Annotated in this window: 23 protein-coding genes; 13 read left to right on the plus strand and 10 right to left on the minus strand. The window is 72.1% G+C overall.

Going from position 1 to position 25,785, the window contains the following annotated elements; all coding sequences use genetic code 11:
• The first annotated feature begins 6 nt into the window (after window positions 1-6).
• The 3 genes from EDD93_RS24660 (at window position 7) to EDD93_RS24670 (ending at window position 3,983) form a co-directional block, all read left to right on the plus strand.
• Complete coding sequence (locus EDD93_RS24660; protein ID WP_123527222.1) at window positions 7-1,239, plus strand: arginine deiminase; 1,233 nt, start codon at window positions 7-9, stop codon at window positions 1,237-1,239.
• A gap of 117 nt (window positions 1,240-1,356) precedes the next feature.
• Window positions 1,357-2,361, plus strand: a complete 1,005-nt coding sequence (gene argF / locus EDD93_RS24665; RefSeq protein WP_123527223.1) for an ornithine carbamoyltransferase — start codon at window positions 1,357-1,359, stop codon at window positions 2,359-2,361.
• Between the two features lie 182 nt (window positions 2,362-2,543).
• Entirely contained in the window at window positions 2,544-3,983 is a 1,440-nt protein-coding gene (locus tag EDD93_RS24670) for an amino acid permease (protein WP_123527224.1), read from the plus strand.
• A gap of 68 nt (window positions 3,984-4,051) precedes the next feature.
• Here EDD93_RS24670 and EDD93_RS24675 read toward each other — a convergent pair whose 3' ends face one another.
• Complete coding sequence (locus EDD93_RS24675) at window positions 4,052-4,486, minus strand: ATP-binding protein (RefSeq protein ID WP_123527963.1); 435 nt, start codon at window positions 4,484-4,486, stop codon at window positions 4,052-4,054.
• A gap of 256 nt (window positions 4,487-4,742) precedes the next feature.
• Between EDD93_RS24675 and EDD93_RS24680 the strand changes: the two genes are divergently transcribed.
• Together EDD93_RS24680 and EDD93_RS24685 are read left to right on the plus strand one after the other, a co-directional pair.
• On the plus strand, window positions 4,743-5,570 hold the full coding sequence (locus EDD93_RS24680) for an enoyl-CoA hydratase family protein (RefSeq protein WP_123527225.1): 828 nt from the start codon (window positions 4,743-4,745) through the stop codon (window positions 5,568-5,570).
• Entirely contained in the window at window positions 5,567-7,870 is a 2,304-nt protein-coding gene (locus EDD93_RS24685; RefSeq protein ID WP_123527964.1) for a bifunctional salicylyl-CoA 5-hydroxylase/oxidoreductase, read from the plus strand. The genes EDD93_RS24680 and EDD93_RS24685 overlap by 4 nt, the downstream gene beginning before the upstream one ends.
• Here the strand turns inward: EDD93_RS24685 and EDD93_RS24690 are convergent.
• From EDD93_RS24690 to EDD93_RS24705, 4 genes are read right to left on the minus strand one after another with little or no spacing between them, the layout of a single operon-like run.
• Window positions 7,857-8,285, minus strand: a complete 429-nt coding sequence (locus EDD93_RS24690; protein ID WP_123527226.1) for a hypothetical protein — start codon at window positions 8,283-8,285, stop codon at window positions 7,857-7,859. The two genes, EDD93_RS24685 and EDD93_RS24690, sit on opposite strands and share 14 nt — an antisense overlap.
• Entirely contained in the window at window positions 8,278-9,114 is an 837-nt protein-coding gene (locus EDD93_RS24695) for a GNAT family N-acetyltransferase (protein ID WP_123527227.1), read from the minus strand. Before EDD93_RS24695 ends, EDD93_RS24690 begins: the two co-directional genes overlap by 8 nt.
• A gap of 43 nt (window positions 9,115-9,157) precedes the next feature.
• Window positions 9,158-9,973 carry a PaaX family transcriptional regulator C-terminal domain-containing protein gene (locus EDD93_RS24700; RefSeq protein WP_123527228.1) on the minus strand — a complete coding sequence of 272 codons (816 nt, stop codon included), beginning with the start codon at window positions 9,971-9,973 and terminating at the stop codon, window positions 9,158-9,160.
• A 4-nt stretch (window positions 9,974-9,977) separates the two neighbouring features.
• Window positions 9,978-11,615: an AMP-binding protein gene (locus EDD93_RS24705; protein WP_123527229.1), complete on the minus strand. Its 1,638-nt coding sequence runs from the start codon at window positions 11,613-11,615 to the stop codon at window positions 9,978-9,980.
• Between the two features lie 146 nt (window positions 11,616-11,761).
• Here EDD93_RS24705 and EDD93_RS24710 point away from each other — a divergent pair, with 146 nt between their 5' ends.
• Together EDD93_RS24710 and EDD93_RS24715 are read left to right on the plus strand one after the other, a co-directional pair.
• On the plus strand, window positions 11,762-12,889 hold the full coding sequence (locus EDD93_RS24710) for an acyl-CoA dehydrogenase family protein (protein ID WP_123527230.1): 1,128 nt from the start codon (window positions 11,762-11,764) through the stop codon (window positions 12,887-12,889).
• On the plus strand, window positions 12,886-13,287 hold the full coding sequence (locus tag EDD93_RS24715) for a RidA family protein (protein WP_123527231.1): 402 nt from the start codon (window positions 12,886-12,888) through the stop codon (window positions 13,285-13,287). Before EDD93_RS24710 ends, EDD93_RS24715 begins: the two co-directional genes overlap by 4 nt.
• 95 nt (window positions 13,288-13,382) lie before the next feature.
• On the opposite strand, the gene EDD93_RS24720 is transcribed toward EDD93_RS24715, so the two are convergent.
• The 5 genes from EDD93_RS24720 to EDD93_RS24740 all read right to left on the minus strand — a co-directional run bounded on the left by EDD93_RS24720 (window position 13,383) and on the right by EDD93_RS24740 (window position 18,864).
• Complete coding sequence (locus EDD93_RS24720) at window positions 13,383-14,516, minus strand: FAD-dependent monooxygenase (RefSeq protein WP_123527232.1); 1,134 nt, start codon at window positions 14,514-14,516, stop codon at window positions 13,383-13,385.
• Window positions 14,517-14,582: 66 nt separating this feature from the next.
• Entirely contained in the window at window positions 14,583-15,152 is a 570-nt protein-coding gene (locus tag EDD93_RS24725) for an ATP/GTP-binding protein (RefSeq protein ID WP_123527233.1), read from the minus strand.
• Between the two features lie 6 nt (window positions 15,153-15,158).
• The gene (locus EDD93_RS24730) at window positions 15,159-15,560 is read right to left on the minus strand and encodes a DUF742 domain-containing protein (protein ID WP_398904776.1); all 402 of its coding nucleotides are present in this window, start codon (window positions 15,558-15,560) and stop codon (window positions 15,159-15,161) included.
• Complete coding sequence (locus tag EDD93_RS24735) at window positions 15,557-15,994, minus strand: roadblock/LC7 domain-containing protein (protein WP_123527234.1); 438 nt, start codon at window positions 15,992-15,994, stop codon at window positions 15,557-15,559. Before EDD93_RS24735 ends, EDD93_RS24730 begins: the two co-directional genes overlap by 4 nt.
• A complete protein-coding gene (locus EDD93_RS24740; protein WP_123527235.1) occupies window positions 15,991-18,864 on the minus strand; it encodes a sensor histidine kinase in 2,874 nt (957 codons plus the stop codon). Before EDD93_RS24740 ends, EDD93_RS24735 begins: the two co-directional genes overlap by 4 nt.
• Before the next feature lie 346 nt (window positions 18,865-19,210).
• Between EDD93_RS24740 and EDD93_RS24745 the strand changes: the two genes are divergently transcribed.
• From EDD93_RS24745 to mnhG, 6 genes are read left to right on the plus strand one after another with little or no spacing between them, the layout of a single operon-like run.
• Window positions 19,211-22,126, plus strand: a complete 2,916-nt coding sequence (locus EDD93_RS24745) for a Na+/H+ antiporter subunit A (RefSeq protein WP_123527236.1) — start codon at window positions 19,211-19,213, stop codon at window positions 22,124-22,126.
• A complete protein-coding gene (locus EDD93_RS24750; protein WP_260255851.1) occupies window positions 22,123-22,800 on the plus strand; it encodes a Na(+)/H(+) antiporter subunit C in 678 nt (225 codons plus the stop codon). Before EDD93_RS24745 ends, EDD93_RS24750 begins: the two co-directional genes overlap by 4 nt.
• Window positions 22,797-24,449 (plus strand): Na+/H+ antiporter subunit D, encoded by a 1,653-nt coding sequence (locus tag EDD93_RS24755; protein WP_123527237.1) that lies wholly within the window; start codon window positions 22,797-22,799, stop codon window positions 24,447-24,449. The genes EDD93_RS24750 and EDD93_RS24755 overlap by 4 nt, the downstream gene beginning before the upstream one ends.
• Window positions 24,446-25,090 carry a Na+/H+ antiporter subunit E gene (locus tag EDD93_RS24760; RefSeq protein ID WP_123527238.1) on the plus strand — a complete coding sequence of 215 codons (645 nt, stop codon included), beginning with the start codon at window positions 24,446-24,448 and terminating at the stop codon, window positions 25,088-25,090. Before EDD93_RS24755 ends, EDD93_RS24760 begins: the two co-directional genes overlap by 4 nt.
• Window positions 25,087-25,422, plus strand: coding sequence for a monovalent cation/H+ antiporter complex subunit F (locus EDD93_RS24765; RefSeq protein WP_123527239.1), 336 nt, complete (start codon window positions 25,087-25,089; stop codon window positions 25,420-25,422). The genes EDD93_RS24760 and EDD93_RS24765 overlap by 4 nt, the downstream gene beginning before the upstream one ends.
• Window positions 25,419-25,775: a monovalent cation/H(+) antiporter subunit G gene (mnhG, locus tag EDD93_RS24770; protein ID WP_123527240.1), complete on the plus strand. Its 357-nt coding sequence runs from the start codon at window positions 25,419-25,421 to the stop codon at window positions 25,773-25,775. The genes EDD93_RS24765 and mnhG overlap by 4 nt, the downstream gene beginning before the upstream one ends.
• Window positions 25,776-25,785 lie beyond the last annotated feature (10 nt).

A 25,785-nucleotide genomic window follows, 5' to 3' on the forward strand; every position in this document is an offset into this window, starting at 1 on the left:
GAGGGCATGGGATTCCATGTCGACTCCGAGGCCGGGCGGCTGCGCCGCGTCATTCTGCACCGCCCCGATCTGGAACTGAAACGGCTCACCCCGAGCAACAAGGACGCACTGCTGTTCGACGACGTGCTCTGGGTGCGCCGGGCCCGCCAGGAGCACGACGGGTTCGCGGACGTGCTGCGTGACCGGGGCGTTGAGGTGCACCTCTTCGGTGATCTGCTCCGCGAGTCGTTGGAGATCCCGGCGGCCCGGCGGCTGGTGCTGGACCGGGTCTTCGAGGAGAAGGAGTACGGCCCGCTGGCCACCGAACACCTGCGGGCCGCCTTCGAGGAGCTGTCCGCCACCGAACTCTGCGAGGCGCTGGTCGGCGGGATGACCAAACGGGAGTTCCTGGAGCGGTACCGCGAACCGACCTCGGTCCGCTTCCACGTGATGGATCTGGACGACTTCCTGCTCGGACCGCTGCCGAACCACCTCTTCACCCGCGACACCTCGGCGTGGATCTACGACGGGGTCTCCATCAACGCCATGCGCTGGCCGGCCCGGCAGCGCGAGACCGTCCACTTCGAGGCGATCTACGGGCACCACCCGCTCTTCACCGGCCCCGACGCGGGGGCCTTCCACCACTGGTCGCAGGGGCAGGACGACTACCCCTCCACCATCGAGGGCGGCGACGTCCTGGTCATCGGGCGGGGCGCCGTCCTCATCGGGATGAGCGAGCGCACCACCCCGCAGGCCGTGGAGATGCTGGCCCGCGGACTCTTCGACGCCGGGTCCGCCCGGACGATCGTGGCGCTGGACATGCCCAAGAGCCGGGCCTTCATGCACCTGGACACGGTGATGACGATGGTCGACGGGGACACCTTCTCCAAGTACGCGGGCCTGGGCATGCTCCGCTCGTACACCATCGAGCCGGGGGACGGCCCGCGTGACCTCAAGGTCACCGACCATCCGCCCGAGCACATGCACCGTGCCATCGCGGCGGCGCTGGGGCTGGACTCGATCCGGGTCCTCACCGCCACCCAGGACGTGCACGCCGCCGAGCGCGAACAGTGGGACGACGGCTGCAACGTGCTGGCCGTCGAACCGGGCGTCGTCGTCGCCTATGAGCGCAACGCCACCACCAACACCCATCTGCGCAAGGAGGGGATCGAGGTCATCGAGATCCGCGGCAGCGAACTGGGCCGGGGCCGGGGCGGGCCCCGCTGCATGAGCTGCCCGGTGGTCCGCGATCCGGTGTAGCCGGGCGCCCGGTGCGGGCGGAAGGGGGCCCGGACGCCCTGTATAGCGATGCATTGCATCGTATAGACTTCCAGGGTTACCGTATGCGTCCCCCCGCCCGACCCAGGAGCAGTCACCATGGCCATAGACCTCGCAGGCCGCCACTTCATCAAGGAGCTGGACTTCACGGCCGAGGAGTTCCGCGGCCTGATCGACCTGGCCGCGGAGCTGAAGGCCGCGAAGAAGGCGGGGGCCGAGGTGCAGCGGCTGCGCGGCCGGAACATCGCGCTGATCTTCGAGAAGACCTCGACCCGGACCCGGTGCGCGTTCGAGGTGGCGGCCGCCGACCAGGGCGCGTCCACCACGTACCTCGATCCATCCGGCTCCCAGATGGGGCACAAGGAGTCGGTGAAGGACACCGCGCGCGTCCTGGGCCGGATGTTCGACGGGATCGAGTACCGGGGCGACAGCCAGGCGGCCATCGAGGAGCTGGCCGCGTACGGCGGGGTGCCGGTCTTCAACGGGCTCTCCGACGACTGGCACCCCACCCAGATGCTCGCCGACTACCTCACCATGACCGAGCACAGCACGAAGCCGCTGGAGCGGATCGCCTTCGCCTACCTCGGTGACGCCCGGTTCAACATGGGCAACTCCTACCTGGTGACCGGCGCCCTGCTGGGCATGGACGTGCGGATCGTCGCGCCGAAGGCCTACTGGCCCGCCGACGGGATCGTCGCGGAGGCCCGCAGGCTCGCCGAGGGCAGCGGGGCGACCGTCACGCTCACCGAGGACATCGCCGAGGGCGTGCGCGGCGCCGACTTCGTCGCCACCGACGTCTGGGTCTCGATGGGGGAGCCCAAGGAGGTCTGGGACGAGCGCATCGCCGCCCTCGCGCCGTACGCCGTCACCATGGACGTCCTGCGGGCCAGTGGCAACGCCGACGTGAAGTTCCTGCACTGCCTCCCGGCCTACCACGACCTCGGCACCAAGGTGGGGCGCGAGATCCACGCCCGGCACGGTCTGACCGAGCTGGAGGTCAGCGACGAGGTCTTCGAGTCCGCCCACTCGGTCGTCTTCGACGAGGCGGAGAACCGGATGCACACGATCAAGGCGGTGCTGGTCGCGACGCTGGCCGCGCACTGACAAGGACATACCGCATGTTCATGCGCTCAATTGGGTGAACATGCGCATGGGTACCTATCATGGTCCCCATTGGTGGGGTTCGAGCTCGCACGCTCGAACCCCATTTTCGTGCGCCCCACCGGCCCCCACGCCCCCGGACGTACCGCCCCCCCACACGCGCCACCAGAGATGAGACCAGCCCCGTGAGCCCCCTGCGCCTGCCCGGCCCGCCGTACCGCGTCAAGGACCCCCACCAGCTCATCGCGGAGTCGGGAGCCGACCTGGAAGGGCACGGCCTCAAGCGCACCATGGGCCTCTTCCAGCTCGTCTGCTTCGGAGTCGGCGCCGTCGTCGGCACCGGCATCTTCGTCGGCCTGTCCGACAGCGTGGCCGAGGCCGGCCCGGCCGTCGTGCTGTCCTTCGTGCTCGCCGCGATCACCTGCATCTTCACCGCGCTGTCCTTCGCCGAGCTGGGCAGCGCGATCCCGGTGTCCGGCAGCTCGTACTCCTTCGCCTACGCCACCCTCGGCGAACGCGTCGCGTTCCTCGTCGGCTGGTGCCTGCTCCTGGAGTACGGCGTGTCCGTCTCCGCCGTGGCGGTGGGCTGGAGCCAGTACGTGAACGAGCTGCTCGACAGCCTCTTCGGGTGGCAGCTGCCCGCCGCGCTCTCCTCGGGACCCGGCGACGGCGGAGTGATCAACCTGCCCGCGGTCGTCGTGGTCATGATGGCCGCCACCCTGCTGGTGCGGGGCATCCGGGAGAGCGCCGGGGCCACGGCCGCGATGGCGGTCCTCAAGATCACCGTCCTGGTGATGTTCTGCGCCATCGCCTTCACCGCCTTCGAGCACGGCAACCTCACCCCGTTCGCGGCCCACGGCGCGGGCGGCGTCACCGCAGGGGCGTCGCTGGCGTTCTTCTCGTACATCGGGTTCGACGCCATCACCACCGCGGGCGAGGAGGTCAAGAACCCCCGGCGCAACATCCCGGTCGCCATCATGATCTGCATCGGCCTGGTCACGCTGCTCTACTGCGCGGTCGCCCTCGCCGCCATCGGGGCCCTCGGCCCGGACGCCGTATCCGACAAGCCGGCCGCGCTCTCGCTGATCGTCGACCAGGTCACCGGCTCGACGCTCGGCGGCGGGATCATCGCCTTCGGGGCGATCGTCGCCATCGCCTCGGTCGTCCTCGCGGTGATGTACGGGCAGACCCGCATCCTCATGTCGATGTCGCGCGACGGTCTGGTCCCCCGGGTCTTCGAACGGGTCTCGCCGCGCACCTCGACGCCGGTCGCCAACACCTGGATCGTGGCCACCGTCTTCGCCGTCCCGGCCGCCTTCTCGTCACTCGACGTGGTGGTGAACCTGACGACCATCGGCACGCTGGCCACCATGGTCGCGGTCAACCTCGCGGTGATCGTGCTGCGCCGCCGCAACCCCGAGGTGCGCGGCGCCTTCCGGATCCCGCTCCACCCCGTCGGCCCGCTGCTCGGCGTCGGCTTCTGCGTCTACCTCATGTACGGGACCGGCTGGACGACCTGGGTCCAGTTCGCGGTGTTCCTCGCGGCCGGCGCGGTGCTGTACGCCTGCTACGGCCGGAGCCGTTCCCGGCTGGCCGGCCGGACCGCGCTCCCTGATCGGGCCTGATCCGGACGGAAGGCCCTAGAGCATGCGTGCCAGACGCCGCCGGGCAGACGGGACTTTCAAAGCACGCCCTAGTCCACCGGTCCGGCCTGCGACGGCAGGGTGAACCACACCGCCTTGCCCTGTTCCGTGGCGCGGTGACCGCAGGACGAGCTCAGGGTGCGGATCAGCAGCAGGCCCCGGCCGTGCTCCTGCCAGGGGTCCGGCTCGCTGCCCGGCCCGGGGCGGGAGAGATCGCCCGGGGGTGCGGGGTCGCGGTCGTGCACCTCCACCTGGCAGCCGGTCGGCAGCAGCTCCACCACCAGCTCGACGGGCTCCACCCCAAGGGTGTGCTCCACCGCGTTGGCGACCAGCTCCGCGGTGAGCAGTTCGGCGGTGTCGGTGTCCGCCGGGGCCTCCAGGTCCGCCAGCGCCGTGCGGATCAGGGCGCGCGCGATCGGCACGGCCGCAGCCGTGTGCGGCAGCGCGATCCGCCAGGAGGCGGGGGCGGGGACATCGGGCGGCACGGCGGGGGGTTCCATTCGGAGTCGAGACGTTCCTGGAACGCATTGCTTCTTGGTTCAACCGTACGAAGCATCGCGGCTCGGACAAGGGGCTGTCGACCGGTACGAAGGGGGACTTTCGTCACTACGGTCCCCGTGCTCCGTGTACCGACGGTCTCACGCTCCGCACACCATCTATCGCGTACTCGTGACGGGAGTCACGCACGAGTGATAAATTCGGTGCAAGCAGCAGCCCGACGGCTGAAGGGGACCACCCTCCATGAGCCCGTTTCCCAGCTCCGCGGCACCCACGGAGAACTGGCGCCATCTCCGGGTCACGACGCGCGACGGGGTCGCCACCGTCACCCTCGCCCGCCCCGAGAAGCTCAACGCGCTGACGTTCGGCGCCTACGCGGATCTGCGCGACCTGCTGGCCGAGCTGTCCAGGGAGCGTTCCGTACGGGCCCTGGTGCTGGCCGGTGAGGGGCGCGGCTTCTGCTCCGGCGGCGATGTGGACGAGATCATCGGCGCCACCCTCGCGATGGACACCGCCCGGATCCTGGAGTTCAACCGGATGACCGGCCAGGTGGTGCGGGCCCTGCGCGAATGCCCGTTCCCCGTGATCGCGGCCGTGCACGGCGTCGCCGCGGGCGCGGGCGCCGTCCTCGCGCTGGCCGCCGACTTCCGGATCGCCGACCCGTCGGCCCGGTTCGCCTTCCTGTTCACCCGGGTCGGGCTCTCCGGAGGCGACATGGGCGCCGCCTACCTGCTGCCCCGGGTGGTCGGCCTGGGCCACGCCACCAGGCTGCTGATGCTCGGCGAACCCGTGCGCGCCCCCGAGGCGGAACGCATCGGACTGATCAGCGAACTGACCGAGGAGGGCCGCGCCGACGAACGGGCCGCAGAGCTGGCACGCCGCCTCGCGGACGGCCCCGCGCTCGCCCTCGCCCAGACGAAGGCACTGCTCACCGCCGAACTCGACATGCCGCTGGCCGCCGCCGTCGAGATGGACGCCGCCACCCAGGCACTCCTGATGCACGGCGAGGACTACGCCGAGTTCCACGCCGCCTTCACCGAGAAGCGGCCGCCGAAGTGGCAGGGCCGGTGACAGCCGCCGCCAACGCAGACCACGCGGGCCCGCACCGCATCGCCGTCATCGGCGGCGGCCCCGGCGGGCTCTACGCCGCGGCGCTGCTCAAGCGCCTGGACCCGGAGCGCGAGATCACCCTCTGGGAGCGCAACGCCCCCGAGGACACCTTCGGCTTCGGCGTCGTCCTCTCCGACGAGACGCTGGGCGGCATCGAGCACGCCGACCCCACCGTCCACCGCGCGCTGCAGAAGGAGTTCGTCCGGTGGGACGACATCGACATCGTCCACCGGGGCCACACCCAGACCTCCGGCGGTCACGGCTTCGCCGCGCTCGGCCGCCGCCGCCTCCTGGAGATCCTGCACGAACGCTGCGCCTCCCTCGGGGTGCGCCTCCGCTTCCGCACGCAGGCGCCGCCCGCCGCCGAGCTCGCCGCCTCCCACGACCTGGTGATCGCCGCCGACGGAGTCCACAGCGCCACCCGCGAGGCACACGCCGACCGCTTCGGCCCCCGCGTCAGCGACCACCGATGCCGCTACATCTGGCTCGCCGCCGACTTCGCCCTGGACGCCTTCCGCTTCGAGACGGCCGAGACCGCGTACGGCGTGATGCAACTGCACGGCTACCCCTTCTCGCCGGACGCCTCCACCGTCATCGTGGAGATGCGCGAAGAGGTCTGGCGGGCCGCCGGATTCGACACCTGCGACGTGGCCGAGTCGACCCGGCACTGCGCCGCGATCTTCGCCGGCGCGCTCGGCGGCCGGCCGCTGCGCTCCAACAACTCCTCCTGGCTCACCTTCAGCACCGTCGTCAACGCCCACTGGTCGCACGGCAACATGGTCCTCATCGGCGACGCGGCCCACACCGCGCACTTCTCGATCGGCTCCGGCACCAAACTCGCCGTCGAGGACGCCCTCGCGCTCGCCGCCTGCATCGAGGAGCAGCCCACCCTGCCCGCGGCCCTCGCCGCGTACGAGAGCGAACGCCGCCCCGTCGTCGAATCGACCCAGCGCGCCGCAGCCGCCAGCCTGCGCTGGTTCGAGGAGCTGGGCACGTACGTCGACCAGCCGCCCCGCCAGTTCGCGTTCAACCTCCTCACCCGCAGCCGCCGCGTCACCCACGACAACCTGCGGCTGCGCGACAGCGGATTCACCGCCGCCGTCGAGGAGGAGTTCGGCTGCCCGCCCGGCACTCCACCGATGTTCACCCCGCTGCGGCTGCGCGGACTCGAACTGCGCAACCGCGTCGTCGTGTCGCCCATGGACATGTACTCGGCAACCGACGGGGTCCCCGGCGACTTCCACCTCGTCCACCTGGGGGCGAGGGCGCTCGGCGGCGCGGGGCTCGTCATGACGGAGATGGTCTGCGTGAGCCCCCAGGGCCGCATCACCCCCGGCTGCACCGGCCTCTACAACGATGAACAGGCCGCCGCCTGGACCCGGATCACCGACTTCGTGCACACCGGATCGCCCGGCACCGCCATCGGCCTCCAGCTCGGTCACTCCGGCCGCAAGGGCTCCACCAGACTCATGTGGGACGGCATCGACCAGCCGCTCGACACGGACAACTGGCCCCTCGTCGCGGCCTCCCCGATCCCGTACGCCCCAGGGGTCAACCAGGTCCCGCACGCCCTGGACCGGGCCGGGCTCGACGCAGTGCGCGGGCAGTTCGCGGACGCTGCCCGCCGCGCCGACGCCTGCGGATTCGACCTCCTCGAACTCCACTGCGCCCACGGCTACCTGCTCTCCGGCTTCCTCTCCCCGCTCACCAACCGGCGCACCGACGCCTACGGCGGACCGCTGGAGAACCGGCTCCGTTTCCCGCTGGAGGTCTTCGACACGGTCCGGGAGCTGTGGCCCGACGACCGTCCGATGACCGTCCGGATCTCCGCCACGGACTGGGCCGAGGGCGGCACGACGGCCGAGGACGCCGTGGAGACCGCCCGCGCGTTCGTCGCGCACGGGGCCGACGCCATCGACGTCTCCACCGGCCAGGTCGTCCCCGGCGAACAGCCCGAGTACGGGCGCTCCTATCAGACCCCGTACGCCGACCGGATCCGCAACACGCTGTGCGTGCCCGTCGTCGCGGTGGGCGCGATCTCCTCCTGGGACGACGTCAACTCCCTGCTGCTGGCGGGCCGGGCCGACCTCTGCGCCCTCGCCCGCCCCCACCTGTACGACCCGCACTGGACGCTGCACGCGGCGGCCGAGCAGGGCTACGCGGGGCCCGGCGCGCCCTGGCCGCTCCCGTACCGCGCGGGCAGCCGCACCCCGCCGGCCGGCCGCACCGACGCACCGAAGCCGCGGCTCACCCTGGGCTGAGCGGCAGGCACGCGTGGCAGCGGCAGGGACCGGGGTGCGGGGCGGCGTGGTATTCGCGCCGCTCGTGGCGTGCGACCCGGTCCAGCAGCTCGGCCAGCGTTTCGGCCTCCGCCCGCGTCCGGGACCGGGTGCCGCACCGCCTCAGCACCGCCGGGGAGTACACCAACTGGCTCCGGAAGGTGTGCAGATGGCGGGTCGCGGTGTCGATGGTGATCCAGTGACCGGTGTGCCGGCCGTGGCCCACCGCGGTCAGCTGCTCGTTGGCCACCCCGGGGTAGGTGCCGATGACGTAGACCTTCGCCCCACCCCGGAACGCCTTCGTACCGGGGCGCAGCTCCTGCCCCAGCTCCCCGTACCGACGCCACAGCACCACGTTCGCCGCGACCAGCCAGACCGGCTCGGGGGCCTCAGTCACCGTCGGCCACCGCGCTGATGAGCAGCCTGTCGCAGACCGCCCGGTAGCCGATCCGGGTGTAGACACCGTTGCTGGTCGGGTTCGCCAGGTCCGTGAAGAGCAGCACCTCGTCCGCGCCCGCCTCCCGGGCCGCGCGGCTGACCTCCGCGGTCACCGCCGCCGCATAGCCCCGGCCGCGGTGCTCGGGCGGGGTGTAGACGGGAGCGACGCGCGCCGTGCCCGCGAGTTGCAGCGAGATGCCCGCCATCGACACGGGGACACCCTCGTTCTCCCAGAGCGTCAGCCGGCCTTCCGCCGTCCGCTCGTCGACCGCCCGCCCATGACGTTCGCCGTGCCCGGCCGGCCCACCGATGTCGCCGGCGAACGCGGCGTACCAACGCAGCAGCAGGGCCCGGTCCGAGGGAGTCGCGGGCCTCGCCCGGCCGCCGGGAGCGGGTGACGGCGCAGTGAGCTCGCCCAGCCGGTACAGCCGCTGTTCCTCGTCGACGCGGTGTCCGGGCCAGTGGTCCGCCACCGCCAGGGCCGTGGCCCGGTCCGCGTTGACGTGAGTGAACCGGCGGGCCGCCATCAAGGAGGCCACGGCCTCAGGGGCGAGCGCGTTCAACGTCGCCGGGTACGGCGGCGTCTGGAGCACGGTGCCCGCCACCTCGCCGTCGGCACCGCGCCACCAGCCCATCACCGGATCGCCCTCGCCATAGGCGTGCGGGCCGTGGCGGCGCAGGGCCGCCGTGACGGTGAGCACGACAGTGTTCTCGGCCGGCCGAGCGGCCAGCGAGGGGCCGGCCGCGTCGAGGAAGACGTCGACATCGTCGGTGAAGGTCCATGTCATGCACCCGCATACTGCCGTGCGGACCGCCGTCGGGGCACCCGGTTTATCCGCGGACGAACGCCGCCCCCGCGTCCCGCAGCCGCTCGTGCAGCTGACCGAAGACCTCCGCCGACCTGTCGCCGGGCCACTCCCCGGGCAGCAGCTCGCGCGGAAGTCCCGGGTCCGCGTACGGCACCTGGCGCCAGGAGTCCAGCGCGGTCAGGTAGTCCCGGTAGGCGAGTTCTGGATCGGCCGAGGCGTCGCCCCGCTCCTCCCAGGCCCGCAGCACGGGCTCGTGGCGCTCCAGGAAGGCGTGGTGGAGCCGGGCGACGGCCGCCAGGTCCCACCAGCGCGCCACCGAGTCGCCGGTGGCGGTGAAGCCCAGGTGGTCGCCTCGGAACAGGTCGACGTACGGGGCGAGTCCGAGGCGCTCCAGGGTGTGCCGGGTCTCGTCGTAGAGCCCCGCCGGGGCGATCCAGACGCCGGGGGCGGCCGTGCCGAAGCCGAGCCGGGCCAGCCGCGAGCGCAGCAGGTGCCGCTTGTTGCGCTCGGCCTCCGGCACGGAGAACACCGCGAGCACCCAGCCGTCGTCGAGCCGGGGGGCCGGGTGCCGGTAGATGCGCCGGTCGCCGTCGTCGAGCAGCTGGCGGGCGTCGGCGGACAGCGCGTACCCGGCGGCCCCGTCCGCCGTCCGGGCCGCGACGAGCAGCCCGCGCCGCTTCAGCCGGGAGACCGAGGACCGTACGGCCGGGGCCTCCACGCCGACGGCGCCGAGCAGCCGGATCAGTCCGGCGACCGGCAGCGGTGCATCGCCGGGGGTCCGGCCGTAGGCGCCGTAGAGGGTGACGATCAGCGAGCGGGGAGCGTGCGGTTCGGCCATGTGATCATTCTCGGCCCGGGGCGGCGGGGCCGGTACCCGGATCCTCCGTACGCAGCCGGAACCGTTGCAGTTTGCCCGTCGCGGTACGGGGGAGTGCGGGCAGGAACGTGATGAGGCGGGGGCATTTGTGCGGGGCCAGCTCCGTCTTCATGAAGGCGCGCAGCCCGTCGGCCGAGAGCGTGGAGCCCTCCCGCAGCACCACGTACGCCGCCACGATCCGGCCGCGCAGCTCGTCCTCGCGGCCCACCACCGCGGCCTCCGCCACCTCCGGGTGGCGCAGCAGGGCATCCTCGACCTCGGGGCCCGCGATGTTGTACCCGGAGGAGATGATCATGTCGTCGGCGCGGGCCACGTACCGGAAGTAGCCGTCGGCGTCGCGCACATAGGTGTCGCCGGTCAGGTTCCAGCCGTGCCGTACGTAGTCCCGCTGCCGTTCGTCGGCGAGGTAGCGGCAGCCGACCGGCCCGCGCACGGCCAGCAGCCCCGGCTCGCCGTCCGGGACCTCCACGCCGTCGCGGTCCACCACCCGGGCCTGCCAGCCGGGAACCGGGACGCCCGTGGTGCCGGGGCGGATCGCGTCGTCGGCGGCGGAGACGAAGATGTGCAGCAGCTCGGTGGCGCCGATGCCGTTGATGATGCGCAGACCGGTCCGCTCGTGCCAGGCCCGCCAGGTGTCGGCGGGCAGGTTCTCGCCCGCCGACACGCAGCGGCGCAGCGCGGAGAGGTCGTGGCCGTCGATCCCGTCGAGCATCACCCGGTACGCGGTGGGCGCGGTGAACAGCACCGAGACGCGGTGCGCGGCGAGGGCGGGCAGCAGCTGCTTGGGCCCGGCCTGTTCCAGCAGCAGCGCCGAGGCGCCGGCCCGCAGCGGGAAGACCACCAGCCCGCCGAGCCCGAAGGTGAAGCCGAGCGGCGGGCTGCCGGCGAACACGTCGTCGGGCACCGGCCGCAGCACGTGCCGCGAGAAGGTGTCGGCGATGGCGAGGACATCGCGGTGCAGGTGCATGCAGCCCTTGGGGCGGCCGGTGGTGCCGGAGGTGAACGCGATCAGCGCCACATCGTCCGCCGCCGTGTCCACGGCCTTGTAGGGGCCCGGTCTGGCGGCGGCCATGGCCAGCAGGTCGTCCGGGGCGTCTCCGCCGTAGGAGGTGATCCGCAGCCCCGGCACCCGCGCCTTCGCCAGGTCCTCGACCGAGCGGACGTCGCACAGGGCGTGGCTGATCCGGGCGATGGAGCAGATCGTGGCGAGTTCGGCGGCCCGCTGCTGGGCCAGTACGGTGACTGCGATCGCGCCGGCCTTCAGGACCGCCAGCCAGCAGGCGGCGAGATGGGGAGTGGTCGGGCCGCGCAGCAGCACCCGGTTGCCGGGGACGACTCCCAGGTCCGAGGTGAGGACATGGGCGATCCGGTCGACCCGGTCGAGCAGCTCCCCGTAGCTCAGCACCGCGCCGTCCGCCGTACGGAAGGCAGCGCGGCCGGGTCCGAAGCGCTCCGCCGTGCGGTCCAGGAGTTCGGCGGCGCAGTTCAGCCGGTCCGGATAGTGCAGCTCGGGCAGGTCGAAGACCAGCTCGGGCCACTGGTCGGCGGGTGGCAGGTGTTCTCTGGCAAAACTGTCGATGTGCGCTGAGGTCTTCGGGTCCATAACGGATCGCCCCCTTGTCGCCTCTGGAGCGTATCGTTTGGGTGACGGTAGTCAACGGTCCGCGATAAAACTGGTCACGAGGCAAGGCGCGAAACCACCGCACCGCGTAGAACTCCCGACGGGACTCCGACAAGAGAGGCGCCGGTATGACGGCATTCTCGCTCGATCCGGCCCAGACCGCCTGGTGCGAGGAACTGCGCACCCTCGCCGATCAGCGGCTGCGCCCGCTCGCGGAGAAGGGCGAGCCCGGTCACGTCAACCGGCCGCTGGTCGCCGCCCTCGGCGAGTTCGGGCTGCTGGGCCGGCTGCTGGACTCCGGCGCCCTGGACCTCTGTCTGCTGCGCGAGTCCCTCGCCCGGGGCTGCACGGAGGCCGAGACCGCCCTCGCGCTCCAGGGCCTGGGCACGTACCCCGTGGTCCAGGCGGGCACGACGGCCCAGCGCGAGCGCTGGCTGCCCGAGGTCCGCGCGGGCCGCGCCGTCGCCGCGTTCGCGCTCAGCGAGCCGGGGGCCGGGTCGGACGCGGCGGCCCTGGCGCTCGAAGCCGCGCCCGCACCGGACGGCTGGCGGCTGACCGGCGAGAAGTGCTGGATCTCCAACGCCCCCGAGGCCGACTTCTACACCGTGTTCGCCCGCACGGCACGGGACGCCGGAGCCCGCGGCGTCACCGCGTTCCTGGTCCCGGCCGACCGCCCGGGGCTGACCGGCAGCGCCCTGGACATGCTCTCGCCGCACCCGATCGGCGCCCTCGCGTTCGACGACGTGCCGGTCACCGCGGACGACGTGCTGGGCGAACCGGACCGGGGCTTCCGGGTCGCCATGAACACCCTCAACCTGTTCCGGCCGAGCGTGGGGGCCTTCGCCGTCGGCATGGCCCGCGCCGCGCTCGACGCCACTGTCGCGCACACCGGGGAGCGCACCGCGTTCGGCGGCCCGCTGAAGGAACTGCAGTCCGTCGCCCACCAGGTCGCCGAGATGGCCACCCGCACCGAGGCGGCCCGGCTGCTGGTGTACGCGGCGGCCGCCGCGTACGACGCGGGGGAGCCGGGCGTCCCGCGCCGTGCCGCCATGGCGAAGCTGTTCGCGACCGAGACCGCGCAGTATGTCGTGGACACCGCCGTCCAGCTGCACGGCGCCCGCGCCCTGCGCCGGGGCCATCTGCTCGAACACCTCTACCGGGAGGTCCGTGCCCCGCGGATCTACGAGGGCGCCAGTGAGGTGCAGCGCACGATCATCGCCAAGGAGCTGTACGCCAACCGGGAGCCGTCCGCATGAGCCCGATCCACCGCATCAACCCCGTCGAACTCTCGCCGCCCGCAGGCTTCTCGCACGCGGTCACCGCCACCGGGAGCCAACTGGTCTTCCTGGCCGGGCAGACCGCGCTCGACCAGCGGGGCGACATCGTCGGGGCCACCCTGCCCGAGCAGTTCGCCACCGCGCTCACCAATCTGCTCGCCGCCCTGCGCGCCGCGGGCGGCGCCCCGGCGGACCTGGCCCGGGTCACGGTCTACGCCACCGACGTGGCCGACTACCGGGCGAACGCCGCCGAACTGGGCCGGATCTGGCGGCGGCTGGCCGGCCGCGACTACCCCGCGATGGCGGTGATCGGGGCGGCCCGGCTCTGGGACGAGCAGGCGCTCGTCGAGATCGACGGCGTCGCGGTGCTGCCCTGAGGCCGTGTGCCACGAGAGCGCGAACGCCCCGCAAGGGCCCGGGAAGCCGGGGCCGTGCGGGGCGCGCTCTCAGGTACGCGGCGGCCGGCGCGTGATCAGTACGGCTTCACCAGTACGTGGGCCGCACCCGGGATGCCGACCTTCAGCAGCTCGTCCTCCTCGGGAGTCGTCTCGCCGCCGGTCTCCTGCTTGAGCACGGCACGCGACATCGCCTGCACCCACATGGCGCGGGGACGGCGGCGGTCCTCCCAGGCGTCGAGCGCGGCCGCGACGTCCGGCTCGGCGTCCAGCGACTCGGCGAGCACCAGCGCGTCCTCCACGGCCATCGCCGCACCCTGCGCGATGTGCGGGGTGCTCGCGTGCGCGGCGTCGCCGGCCAGCACGACCCGGCCGACGTGCCACGGCTCCTCGACGGTCACCTGGGAGATCCGCGAGTACACCACGTCCTCGGGACCGGTGACCGAGGCGAGTGCCTCCGCGACCGGGCCGGAGAACATCGGGAGGCGCTCCTTGAGCTGCTCGTGGGCCCTTTCCGGGTCGGGCCGGAAGTCCTCGGACTCCGGGAACACCGTGCCCAGGTACATCAGTTCTTCCGTGATCGGGGTGAGCAGCGCCTTGGCCGCCTGGCCCGCGGTGCTCATCACGACGCCCTTGACCCGCTCCTGGCGGGGCATGGTGACCCGCCAGTTGGCGAACCCGGTGTACTGGGGGGCGTACCGCTCGCCGTACAGCCGGGTGCGCAGCGGCGAGCCGATGCCGTCGAAGCCGACGACCAGGTCCCAGCGGCCGGCCGAGCCGTCGGACAGGGTGACGTCGACGCCCTCGCCGTCGTCCGCGAGCTCCGCGATCGTGGTGCCGAAGCGGATGGTGGCGCCGGCCGCCGCGGCGGCGTTGCCGAGCACCTGGGCCAGTGCGGGGCGGGGTATGCCGTTGTTGGAGGGCGCGTCGTCCATCCGGGGCTGCGGGATCTCGGCCAGGGTGTTCCCGGCCGGGTCCGCGATGGTCAGGACCTCCCACTCGAAGCCCGCCTTCAGGCAGTCGTCGAGCACCCCGATCTCGCGCATGACGTGGAGGGCGTTGGACGGCTGGATGATGCCGACGCCGAGTGCGTCGAGCTCGTCGCGGAGCTCGATGACCTCGACGGTGTGGCCGCGCCGTGCCAGGGCGGTGGCGAGCGTCAGCCCGCCGATGCCGCCGCCGTGTACCAGGACGCGCAGGGGTGTTGCCATATCGGAGCTCTCCAGAGGGGAAGTCAGCGGGGATCAGCGGGTGCCGGGCGGGGCTCCGCGGAGACGTCAGCCGGCCGCGACGGGCAGGCTCATCAGGTGTTCGACCAGGGCCAGCAGCACGTCCCGGCCGAACGGCCGGTCACGCACGTCACCGACGAGCAGCGGGACATGGGGGTCGAGGTCGAGCGCGGCCCGTACCTCTTGCGCCGTCCGGGTGTTGTGGCCGTGGAAGCAGTTGATCGCCACCACGAACGGGATGTCGCGGCTCTCGAAGAAGTCGATCGAGGCGAAACTGGTCTCCAGCCGGCGGGTGTCGGCGATCACGACGCCACCGAGCGCGCCGTTCACCAGGTCGTTCCACATGAACCAGAAGCGCTCCTGGCCCGGTGTGCCGAAGAGGTAGACGACCAGCTCGGGACTGACCGTGATCCGGCCGAAGTCCAGCGCCACGGTGGTCGTGTCCTTCTGGCCGACACCGGCCAGGTCGTCGACACCGATGCTGGCCTTGGTCAGGTACTCCTCGGTACGCAGGGGCGCCACCTCGCTGACGGCCCCCACCAGGGTGGTCTTGCCGACGCCGAAGCCGCCGGCGATCAGTATCTTGACTGCGGCCGGGGCCGCCTGACTGCTTGTCATCTTTACTCAGAGTCTCCGGAGTCCGTCACGAACAGCGGCCAGCACACCCATGTCCGCACCGCCGGCCGCCCGTGCCACCGAGAGCGGGGCGCGGGCGAGCAGCAGGCCGTGCGACACCAGGTCCGCCAGCAGGATCTTGGTCACCGAGACCGGGAGGTCGAGGTCGGCCGAGACCTCCGCGACGGCCGCGGGGCGCAGACAGCGTTCCAGGATCATCCGGTGTTCCGGCTGGAGCCGGCCGGGCCGGGCCGCCGCGCCGTGTTCGTCCCGCGGGTCGTGCGCGGTCGTCAGCACGGTGATGAGGGTGAAGTCGTCCCGCTCGGGAGCGGTCCGGCCGCGGGTGATGGTGTACGGGCGCACCATGGTGCCCGCTCCGTCCTCCTCCTCGTCCTCCCAGTGCGGGCTCACGCGCGGGGCCCGTCCCCGGCGCCGAAGGCGTTGAACTCACCGCGCACCGGCGTGCTGAGCTTCTGGCCGACCTGCTGGACGAGGTTGTGCATGGCCAGCGACATGATCTCGGCGTCCACCTCCTGGGAGGCCACGACGGCCAGGTGCGTGCCCTGGGCGGCCGAGATGATGAAGAGCCACAGGTCCGACAGTTCGACGATCACCTGGTGCACGCCGCCGCCGTTGAAGAGCTGCCCGACGCCCCGGGCGAGGCTCTGCTGGCCGGTGCAGATGGCGGCCAGCCGCTCCGCGTCGGCGCGCTCGACGGTGCGCGAATGGCTCACCACCAGGCCGTCGTCGGAGAGCAGCACGGCGTTCAGGGTCTCGGCCACCGAGTCCACGAGACCGTCGAGCAGCCAGTCGAGGTCCTGATGAGTGGCGGTTGTGCGTGTCATGACCGTTCTTCTCTCGTGGGGAGGTGGGCGGGCGGGTCGGGCTCCGTCGGCGATTCATCGGTCGCGCGGGCGGCCCTGGACCGGCGCTGGAAGGCCCCGATCGCGGCTCCGGCCCTGCGCGGAGCCGGCCGCAGGAGCGGGTTCTCCTCCCAGCTCGGCGGCTTCGGCGCGGCGGGAGCGGCGGCCGGATCGATCCGCAGTTCGTCCGCGAGGCTGGCCTGCCGTACCCGGCGCGGCAACGGCGGTTCCGCGGCCGGCGCGGTGGGAAGGGCGGGCCGGCCGGTCCCGTCGCCGGCGGTTATGGCGTCGGCGGACGGCGGGGCCGGATGGTCGGGCTCGGCCACCGGCAGCCGTCCGGGGCGCCCGGCGGCCGGTGCGGGCTGCCGGGGACCGGGTACCGGGAATCCGTGCGGGTCCTCGGCGACGCCCGCCGGATACGTGTCCGGGTACGGCGCTTGCGGAGACATGTACGGCTCCTGCGGCGTCGGGTAAGGCTGTTGCGGCACCGGGTACTGGCCCTCCGCCTTCATGTACGGCTGCTCGGCCGGGGCGTACGGCTCCCCGGGGGAGCCGCCGTACGGGGACTCCGGCCGGGCGGAGCCGTACGGAGACGTCCCGGGTACGGCGGTGCCGAACGGCGGGTGCGGGTGCTCGCGGCCGTCGAACGAGCCGTCGAAGCCGTTCGCAGCGCCGTCGAACGAGTCGTTCGCAGAGCCGTCCGGCGAGCCGACGAACGGGTCGTCGGGAGAGCCGTCCGGCGAGCCGCCGAGCGAGCTGTCCGACGAACGGTTCGACGCGTTGTCGAAGGCGGCGTCGAACGGTGCGCCCGAGGCGTGCAGCGCGGTGACCCCGGCCAGGGCCTGGCCGCGGCCCCGGGTGGGCAGCGCCTCCGCGTCACCGGTCGCGGCGGGCACCGGCTGACCGGCCGTCGCGGGGGCCGGGACGCCCACCGGTCCGGTGCGCGGTTCGTCGACCGTCAGCGCGTCCGGGACGAGCACGACGACGCGCGTTCCGCCGAAGGCCGAGGGACGGAACTCCACCCGCAGGCCGTGCTGGTCGGCGAGGCGCGCGATCACGTAGAGGCCCAGCCGGATGTCGTCGGAGTGGGCCAGCACGTCCATTCTGGGCGGACGGCTCATCAGCTCGTTGGCATCGGCGAGCTGTTGCTCGTCCATGCCGAGGCCGCGGTCCTCGACCTCGATGGCCAGACCCCGGCTCACCCGGGCCGCCCTGACCTCGACGGGGCTCGGCGGCCTGGAGAAGCTGAGGGCGTTCTCGATCAGCTCGGCGAGTACGTGGGAGACCGGCCCGACGGCCCGCTCCGCGAGCCACGGGGCGCCGTCCAGATCCAGCACCACGCGCCGGTAGTCCTGCACCTCGCCCTGGGCGGAGCGCATGACGTCCAGCAGCGGCACGGGCTTGCGCCAGCGCCGGTGCGGGGAGCCGCCGGCGAGGATCACCAGGTTCTCCTCGTAGCGACGGAGGCGGGCGGTGAGGTGGTCGAGGTCGAAGAGGCCGTCCAGCACCTCGGGGTCCTCGTGCTTGCGCTCCAGCTCGTCCAGCTTCTTCAGCTGCTGGCCGATCAACTGCTGGGTGCGGCGCGCGATGCGCTGCAGCAGCCGCTCGAATCCGCGGTGCTGGTCGGCCTGCCTGACCGCCGCCTGCACGGCACTGGTGCGGGCCAGGTTGAGCGCGTTGCCCAGCTGAGTCAGCTCGTCGGACTTTCCGCTCCCGAGGTCCGGCGCGATGGCACGGGCCTCGGCCTCGACATCGATGCGCTCGCCCTTGCCGAGGCGGTCGACCACATCGGGCAGCGTCCGCTCCAGCTCCTCGGCGCGCTCCTGGAGCCCGCCGATACGCCTGCGCAGGTTACGGGTGAGCCGCCAGGTGATCCAGATGACCGCGATGACCGCGAGGAGACCGATCACGGTGGTCAGGACGACCCTGATCAGCAGCGAGATGACGCTGTCCTTGCCCTTCTCGACCACCATCGCGGTGCGGTGCTCCATCAGCTTCTTCAGCTGGGGCGTCAGATCGTCCATCGCGTCGCGCCAGGTCTTCTCCCCGGCGCCGAGGCTGACGAATCCGGCGCTGTCCGGGTCGGCGGGGCGCAGCACCTCCGTCTCCACCTGGGTCTTGGTCTTCCAGGCGGGACCGGCGGCGATCTCGTCCCACATGGCCTTCTCGTCCGGCGGAAGGTAGGGAGCGACCTTGGAGGTGTACTGGAACAGCTGCGCGGAGACGGCCTGCCGGACCTCCTGGAGGTCCGCCGTGCTCAGCTTGCCCTCGGGCCAGCCCCGGGCCAGCAGGGCATCCGTGCGGGAGATCATCTCCTTGGCCCAGAACAGTTCGACCAGCGGCTGCGAGAGCGTGGTGATCTCGCCGTTGTCCACATGGCTCAGCGCGGTGAACAGCTGCAGGTCGACCGTGATCAGGTCCGTGTAGTAGCGGTACACGGCCTTCTGCTGGTCACCGTCGCCCTCGTCGACGAGGGTCCGCTGGGCGGGGAGTTGGGTGATCGCCTGACGGGCCTGGGCGACCGCCTCGCGAACCTCGCCGGGTGCGTCGCCGGTGTCGATGTCGGAGAGGGTCTGGAAGCTGGTGATCGCTTCGTCGGTCAGCCTGCGCTGCTTGCGCAGGGCGGCGGTCGCTCCTCCGCCGCGGGCCAGGGCCTCGGCGCTCAGCCGGCGCTCCTCCTGCAGGTTGTAGTACACGATGTTGGACGGCTGGCCGGCCTTTTGGGCCAACTGGCCCTGGGCTGCCTGGGTTTGGAAGTCGAGCAGAGTCTGACCACTGGTGACGGCCCAGAGGGCGGCCAGTGCGACACCGGGGACGATGGCCAGTACGAGCAGGGCTGTCCGCAGCGACATGGTGGTCGAGTCACTCCGCCGAGACGCGCGCGTGCGCAGGGCATGCTCCTTGGCGATGATGCCAGCCTCACGACTGGTCAAATCCGTTTAGAACTGAGACAGATAGATACTAGTCACATTGTAAAAATGAAAAGTAGGCGACCTCACATGTGCAACACCGAACATGCACACGGTCATCATCACTGCGTGGAGCCGCCATCTCCGTATGGAGCCGCCGCGACCGATCTGACTGTTCCCGGGTGGGCGCGGCGCGCCGTACGGGTGAAGCCGGTTCGGGGATATATCTGTATTTAGTGCCCTTTGCCCGTTCTGCAACACCCTGCGGCGGACTGCCCCGCGGAGCCGTATGACCGCGCTCATCGTCTGCCACTTCGTCCTGGCCGCCTGCGCCCACCCGCTGGTCCGGCGACTGGGCACGCGCGCGTTCGTCGTACTCGCCCTGCCGCCCGCCGCCACCACCTGCTGGGCCCTCGCCCAGTGGGACACCGCGGCCTCCGGCGCCTCGGTGACCTGGTCGTGGGACTGGATCCCGGCCTACGACGTCTCCCTCGGCCTGCGCCTGGACGCGCTGGCCGAACTGATGGTGCTGCTCGCGGCCGGTGTCGGCACGCTCGTCCTGCTGTACTGCGCCTCGTACTTCACCGACGACACCCCGCAACTGGCGGGATTCGCCGGGAACCTGCTCGCCTTCGCCGGGGCGATGCTCGCCCTCGTCCTCACCGACGACCTGATCTCGCTCTATGTGTTCTGGGAGCTGACCACGGTCTTCTCCTACCTGCTGATCGGATACAACAGCGAGCACCGGCACAGCCGCCGGTCCGCCCTCCAGGCACTCACCGTCACCACCTTCGGCGGCCTCGCCATGCTGGTCGGCTTCCTGATCATCGGTCAGGCCGCAGGCACCTACCGGATCTCCGCGATCCTCGACGACCCGCCCCGCACGAGCGTCTCGGTCTCGGTGGCCGTCGTGCTCATCCTGTGCGGAGCGCTGTCCAAGTCCGCGATCTGGCCGTTCAGCCTCTGGCTCCCGAACGCCATGGCCGCGCCCACCCCCGTCAGCGCCTATCTGCACGCCGCCGCCATGGTCAAGGCCGGCGTCTACCTGGTCGCCCGCCTCGCACCCGGGTTCGCCGACGTGCCCGTGTGGCGGCCCGTCGTGATGGTCCTGGGCGCCGCGACCATGCTCCTCGGCGGCTGGCGGGCGCTGCGGCTCAACGACCTCAAGCTCGTCCTCGCCTACGGCACCGTCAGCCAGCTCGGCTTCCTCACGCTGCTCGCCGGGATCGGCAACCGCGACGCGGCGCTGGCCGCCGCCGTGATGATCCTCGGCCACGCCCTGTTCAAAGCGCCGCTGTTCCTGGTCACCGGCATCGTGGACCACGCGGCCGGCACCCGGGACCTGCGCAGACTCTCCGGCGTCGGGCGGGCGCTGCCACACGTCTGCGCCGTCGCCGTGATCGCCGCCGCGTCCATGGCCGCGCTGCCCCCACTGCTCGGCTTCGCCGCGAAGGAGGCGGCCTTCGAGGCACTGCTGCACGGCGACACCGCCGACCGCTGGGCGCTGGGCATCACCGTCGCCGGATCGATGCTGACCGTCGCCTACACCGTCCGGTTCGTCTGGGGGGCCTTCCTGCGCAAGCCCGGAGTCGCCGACACCCCCGTCCACCGGGTCGGCTGGGTCTTCCTCGCCCCGCCCGCGCTGCTCGCCGGCTGCGGCCTCGTCCTCGGGCCCGGCGTCGGGTGGACCGACCACCTGCTGAGCGCCTACGCCGACACCTTTCCGGCCCCCGCGCACCCGTACCACCTCGCGCTCTGGCACGGATTCGGCACCGCGCTGCTGCTCTCGGCCGTCGCCGTGGCCGGCGGCGCCGCGCTGTTCGCATGGCGCGGCGAGGTCACCCGGCTCTCCCGCCGGATCGCCTGGCCGACCGCCGACAACGTCTTCGGCCACCTGCTGCTCGGCCTGGAGCGGCTCTCCCTCCAGATCACCGGGTTCGTCCAGCGCGGCTCGCTCTCCGTCTACCTCGCCACCACGCTGCTCGTGATGCTCGGTGGGCAGCTGGCCGTGCTCGCCACGGACCGGCCCTGGCGGGGCGCGGCCGCGCCCAGGCTCTGGGACGCACCGCTGCAGGGGGCGGTCGCCGTGCTGACCTGTGCGGCGGCCCTGCTCTGTCTGACCGTCAGGCGCCGCATGAAGGCCGTGGTGCTCGCCGGACTCACCGGATACGGGACCGCGTTGCTCTTCGTCGTCCAGGGCGGACCGGACCTGGCGCTCACGCAGTTCTGCGTGGAGACCGTGTCGATGATCGTGTTCGTGCTGGTGCTGCGCCGGATGCCGGTGCACTTCCAGGAGTCGGTCAGCAGCTGGCGCCGAGCCGTGCGCATTCCGGTGGCGCTGGCGGCGGCCGCCACCCTGAGCGTGGTGGTGTGGGTCGCGGCGGCCGCGCGCACCGCGAAACCGGCGGGCGCCGCCATGGTCGAGGAGACCGCGCACCACGGCCTCAAGGACGTGGTGGCCACCATCCTGGTCGACCTGCGGGCCTGGGACACGATGGGGGAGTCCGCCGTGCTCGCCGCCGCCGCGATCGGTGTGACGAGCCTGATCTATCTGCACCGGCGCGCCGAGGGGGCCGCGGCGCCCCCGGAACGGCAGGGGCACACCGCCTGGTCGGTGGCCGCGACCCCGCTGACGGGGCTGCCGCACGGCGACGAGGGGGCGCCGGAGCGCGGCTGGCTGGCGGCCGGCGCCACGCTCGCGCCCGAGCACCGCTCCGTCGTCTTCGAGGTGGTGGCCCGGCTGCTGTTCCACCCGATCCTGGTGCTCTCGGTCTACCTGCTGTTCTGCGCCGAGAACATGCCGGGCGGCGGATTCGTCGGCGGGCTGGTCGCCGGAGTCGCCCTGATCACCCGCTATCTCGCGGGCGGCCGCTTCGAACTCGCCGAGGCGGCTCCGCTGCAGCCGGGACTCTTCACCGGCCTCGGCCTGTTCCTCTCCACCGGAGTCGCCCTCCTGGGCCTCGCCGACGGAACGGTCCTGCACGCCTGGACCCATTACGGGCGGCTGCCACTGATCGGCGAGTACCACTTCGGTACGCCGGTGATCTTCGACTTCGGGGTGTATCTCCTGGTGCTGGGCGTGGTGCTGGACATCGTGCGGGCCCTCGGCGCCAAGATCGACCGGCAGATCGAGCGGGCCGCCGCGGAACAGGCGGCCTCGGCACGGTCCGGACCGGCGCCGGACGCAGGAGGCGCTGCCTCATGACCGTCAGCGCCTCCCTCCTCGCCACCGCCGCGGTCCTGTGCGCGGTCGGCGGCATCCTCATGCTCACCCGGCCGCTCACCCGCATCCTGCTGGGCGCGGTGATCGCGGGCAACGGCATCAACCTGCTCGTGCTGTCCGCCACCGGAACGGCCGGCCGCGAACCCCTGCTCTACGGCGTCGCGCTGAGCCAGGTCACCGACCCGCTGCCCCAGGCCATCGCCCTCACCGCCATCGTCATCACGCTCGCCACCACCGCTTTCCTCCTGGCCATGGCCTACCGCAGCCACCAGCTGACCGGCACGGACGAGGTCCACGACGACCTGGAGGACCGGCGCATCGTGCTGCGCGCCGAGGTGCTGGGGGAGCGCGACGAACTGCGTGAGCAGTACCGGGCCGAGTCGGACCGCAGCGACGAGGAACGCCGCCGCTACCGCGCGGAGCGCCGCCGGCTGAGAGCCAGACTGCGCGCCGACCGCGCCCTTCAGGCCCGCGGCCGGGATGCGACCGGGGACCTGTGGCACGACGTCCTGGGCGCGGACCCGGAGCACTACGCGGCAGCCGGCGAAGAGGCGAACCCCGACGACGAGCCCCCCGCCCCCGCCCCCGAGACACCCGAGACGCCCGAGACCCCCGACCCCATGCCCGACGACCCGAACCGAGGAGACACCGGGTGAACGCACTCGTCCCGCTGCCGGTGCTGCTGCCGCTCTGCGCCACCGGCCTGAGCCTCGCCTTCGGCACCCGGCTCAAGCAGTTCCAGCGCTTCATCAGCGTCGCCGTGCTCACCGCCGTACTCGGCCTCTCGGTCACCCTGATGATCGAGGCGGACATCGAGGGACCGCTCACCGTCCACCTCGGCGACTTCGCCCCGCCGCTCGGCATCACCCTGGTCGCGGACCGGCTCTCCGGGCTGATGCTGACGGTCTCGTCCGCCGTCACCCTCTGCGTCCTCGTCTACTCCCTCGGCCAGGGCATGGCCGACCGGGACGAGGAGACACCCGTGGCGGTCTTCCACCCCGCCTACCTGATCCTGGTCGCCGGGGTCTCCTGCACGTTCCTCGCCGGTGACCTGGTCAACCTCTACGTCGGCTTCGAGATCATGCTGGTCGCCAGCTTCGTGCTGCTCACCCTCGGCGGCACCGGCCCCCGGATCCGCGCCGGGTCCACCTACGTGATCATCTCGCTGTTCTCCTCCATGCTCTTCCTCACCGCCATCGCGATGACGTACGCGGCCACCGGCACCGCCAACTTCGCCCAGCTGGCCGGACGCCTGGCCGCACTCCCGCTGGGCGTCCAGACCCTGATCCAGGCGATGCTGCTGACCGTCTTCGCCATCAAGGCCGCCGTCTTCCCGCTCGCCGCCTGGCTCCCCGACTCCTACCCGACCGCCCCCGCCCCGGTCACCGCGGTCTTCGCCGGGCTGCTCACCAAGGTCGGCGTCTACTGCATGCTGCGCACCGAGACCCTGCTCTTCCCCGGCAACCGGCTCGGGGACCTGCTGATGGCGGCGGCCCTCGCCTCGATGGTCGTCGGCATCCTGGGCGCCGTCGCCCAGACCGACCTGAAGCGGCTGCTCTCCTTCACCCTCATCAGCCACATCGGCTACATGGTCTTCGGCATCGGACTCGCCACCCGCGAGGCGTACGGCGGTGCCATCGTCTACGTCGTCCACCACATCACCGTGCAGACCACGCTCTTCCTGGTGGCCGGGCTGATCGAACGGCGCGGCGGCACCACCGAACTCACCCGGCTCGGCGGACTCGCCAGAGCCGCGCCGCTGCTGGCCGTCCTCTTCTTCGTACCCGCGATGAACCTGGCCGGCATCCCGCCGCTCTCCGGGTTCATCGGCAAGCTCGGACTCATGCGCGCCGGTGTCGCGGACGGGGGTGTCTGGGCCTGGATCCTCGTCATCGGATCCACGGCGACCAGCCTGCTCACGCTGTACGTGATGGCCAAGGTGTGGAACCTGGCGTTCTGGCGGGCCGCTCCCCCCGGACAGGCACTGGACGGCACGGTCCTGGAGTCCGACGAGGAGGACGACAGCGACGCCGACGAGGGCCCGGACCGGATGCCCGGCACCGGCGACGAAGGGGTACGGACCCGCCACCAGCCGGCCGGGCGCGCGGTGGCGGCCACCCTGCACGGACACGCCGTCACCACCACCACGAAGCTGCCGCGCCCGATGACCTGGGCCACCGCCGCGACGGTCGCGCTCGGCCTCGCCTTCACCGTGTTCGCCGGGCCGCTGACCTCGTTCACCGACCGCTCGGCCGCCGAACTCCTCGCGCGGTCCCCCTACATCGAGGCGGTGCTCGGACGGTGAGACGACTGATCAGGTTCTCCTACCGGAACAAGGACCTGCCGCCGTTCAGCTGCGAGTTCCGCGGCCGCCGCCGGCGCGTGCTCGACCTGCCGCTGATCGCCTGGCTCACCGTCATCTGGGTCCTGCTCTGGTCCAGCCTGCACTGGGCCAACGTGCTGACCGGGGTGGTGGTCGCGGTCGCGGTCTGCCTGGCGTTCCCGCTCCCGCAGGTCGACCTCGGACTCCGGCTGCACCCCTGGGGCATCCTGCGGCTGGCCGCCTTCCTGCTCTACGACATGTACACCTCCGGCGTACGGGTCACCCGGCAGATCTTCGCCGACCATCCGCACCGGGCCGCCGTGATCGCCGTACCCCTGCGCTGCCGCTCGGACCTGATGCTCACGGCTACCGCCGTCGCGATGTCCAACGTGCCCGGCGGATCGGTCGTCGAGGTGCGCCGCGCCACGGCCACCGTCTTCCTGCACGTCCTGGACGCGGACCGCCCCGCCGAACTGGACGCGGCCCGGCGCTCGGTGTGGCGTATGGAGGAGCTGACCGTCCGGGCCTTCGGCACCCGCGACGAGATCGCCCGCGTCGCCGGACCGCCACCAGGGACGCCGCACACCGGCGAACTGCCGGGAGAACAGGGGGAGGACGCGTGAGTGTTCCGGAAGCCGTGGACCGGGGGCTGATCATCGCGGCCGTCGTCGTGATCGTCATCGCCGGGGCGGGCCTGCTGACCCGCATCTGGCGCGGCCCCTCCATGCTGGACCGGGCGATCTCGCTGGACGTCTGCGCCGCCCTGATCATCGCCGGGCTCGGCGCCAAGTCGGCCTTCGCCCGCGACCCGTTCTACTTCCCGATCATGCTGGTGCTGGCCTTCCTCGGCTTCACCGGCTCGGTCGGCATCGCGCGCTTCATCGCCGTACGCGACCGGCCCCCGGGCCGCCCGCGCGCGGACGGCCCCAAGAAGCCCGACAGGGAGACACCTTGAGCGTCTGGCTCCAGATCACCGACACGGCCGGCGCGGTCCTGGTCCTGTTCGGCGCGGCCATCTGCCTGCTGGGCGTGATCGGCATGCTGAAGCTGCCGGACGTCCTGTCCCGCAGCCACGCGGCGACCAAACCCCAGTCCCTGGGCATGCTGATCGTGCTGGCCGGCGTCGCGCTGCGGCTGCGCAGCGGCATGGACCTGGCGACCCTGGCGCTGATCGGCTTCTTCCAGCTGATGACCGGCCCGGTCGCCGCGCACCTGGTCGCGCGCTCCGCGTACCGGACCGGTCAGATCGACCACGGTGAGCTGCTCTTCGACGAACTGGACGAGCAGCTCACGGAGGAGAGCCGGTGACCTGAGCCGA

The organism is Streptomyces sp. 840.1, from assembly GCF_003751445.1.
In the GTDB taxonomy this organism is placed as follows: Bacteria; Actinomycetota; Actinomycetes; order Streptomycetales; family Streptomycetaceae; genus Streptomyces.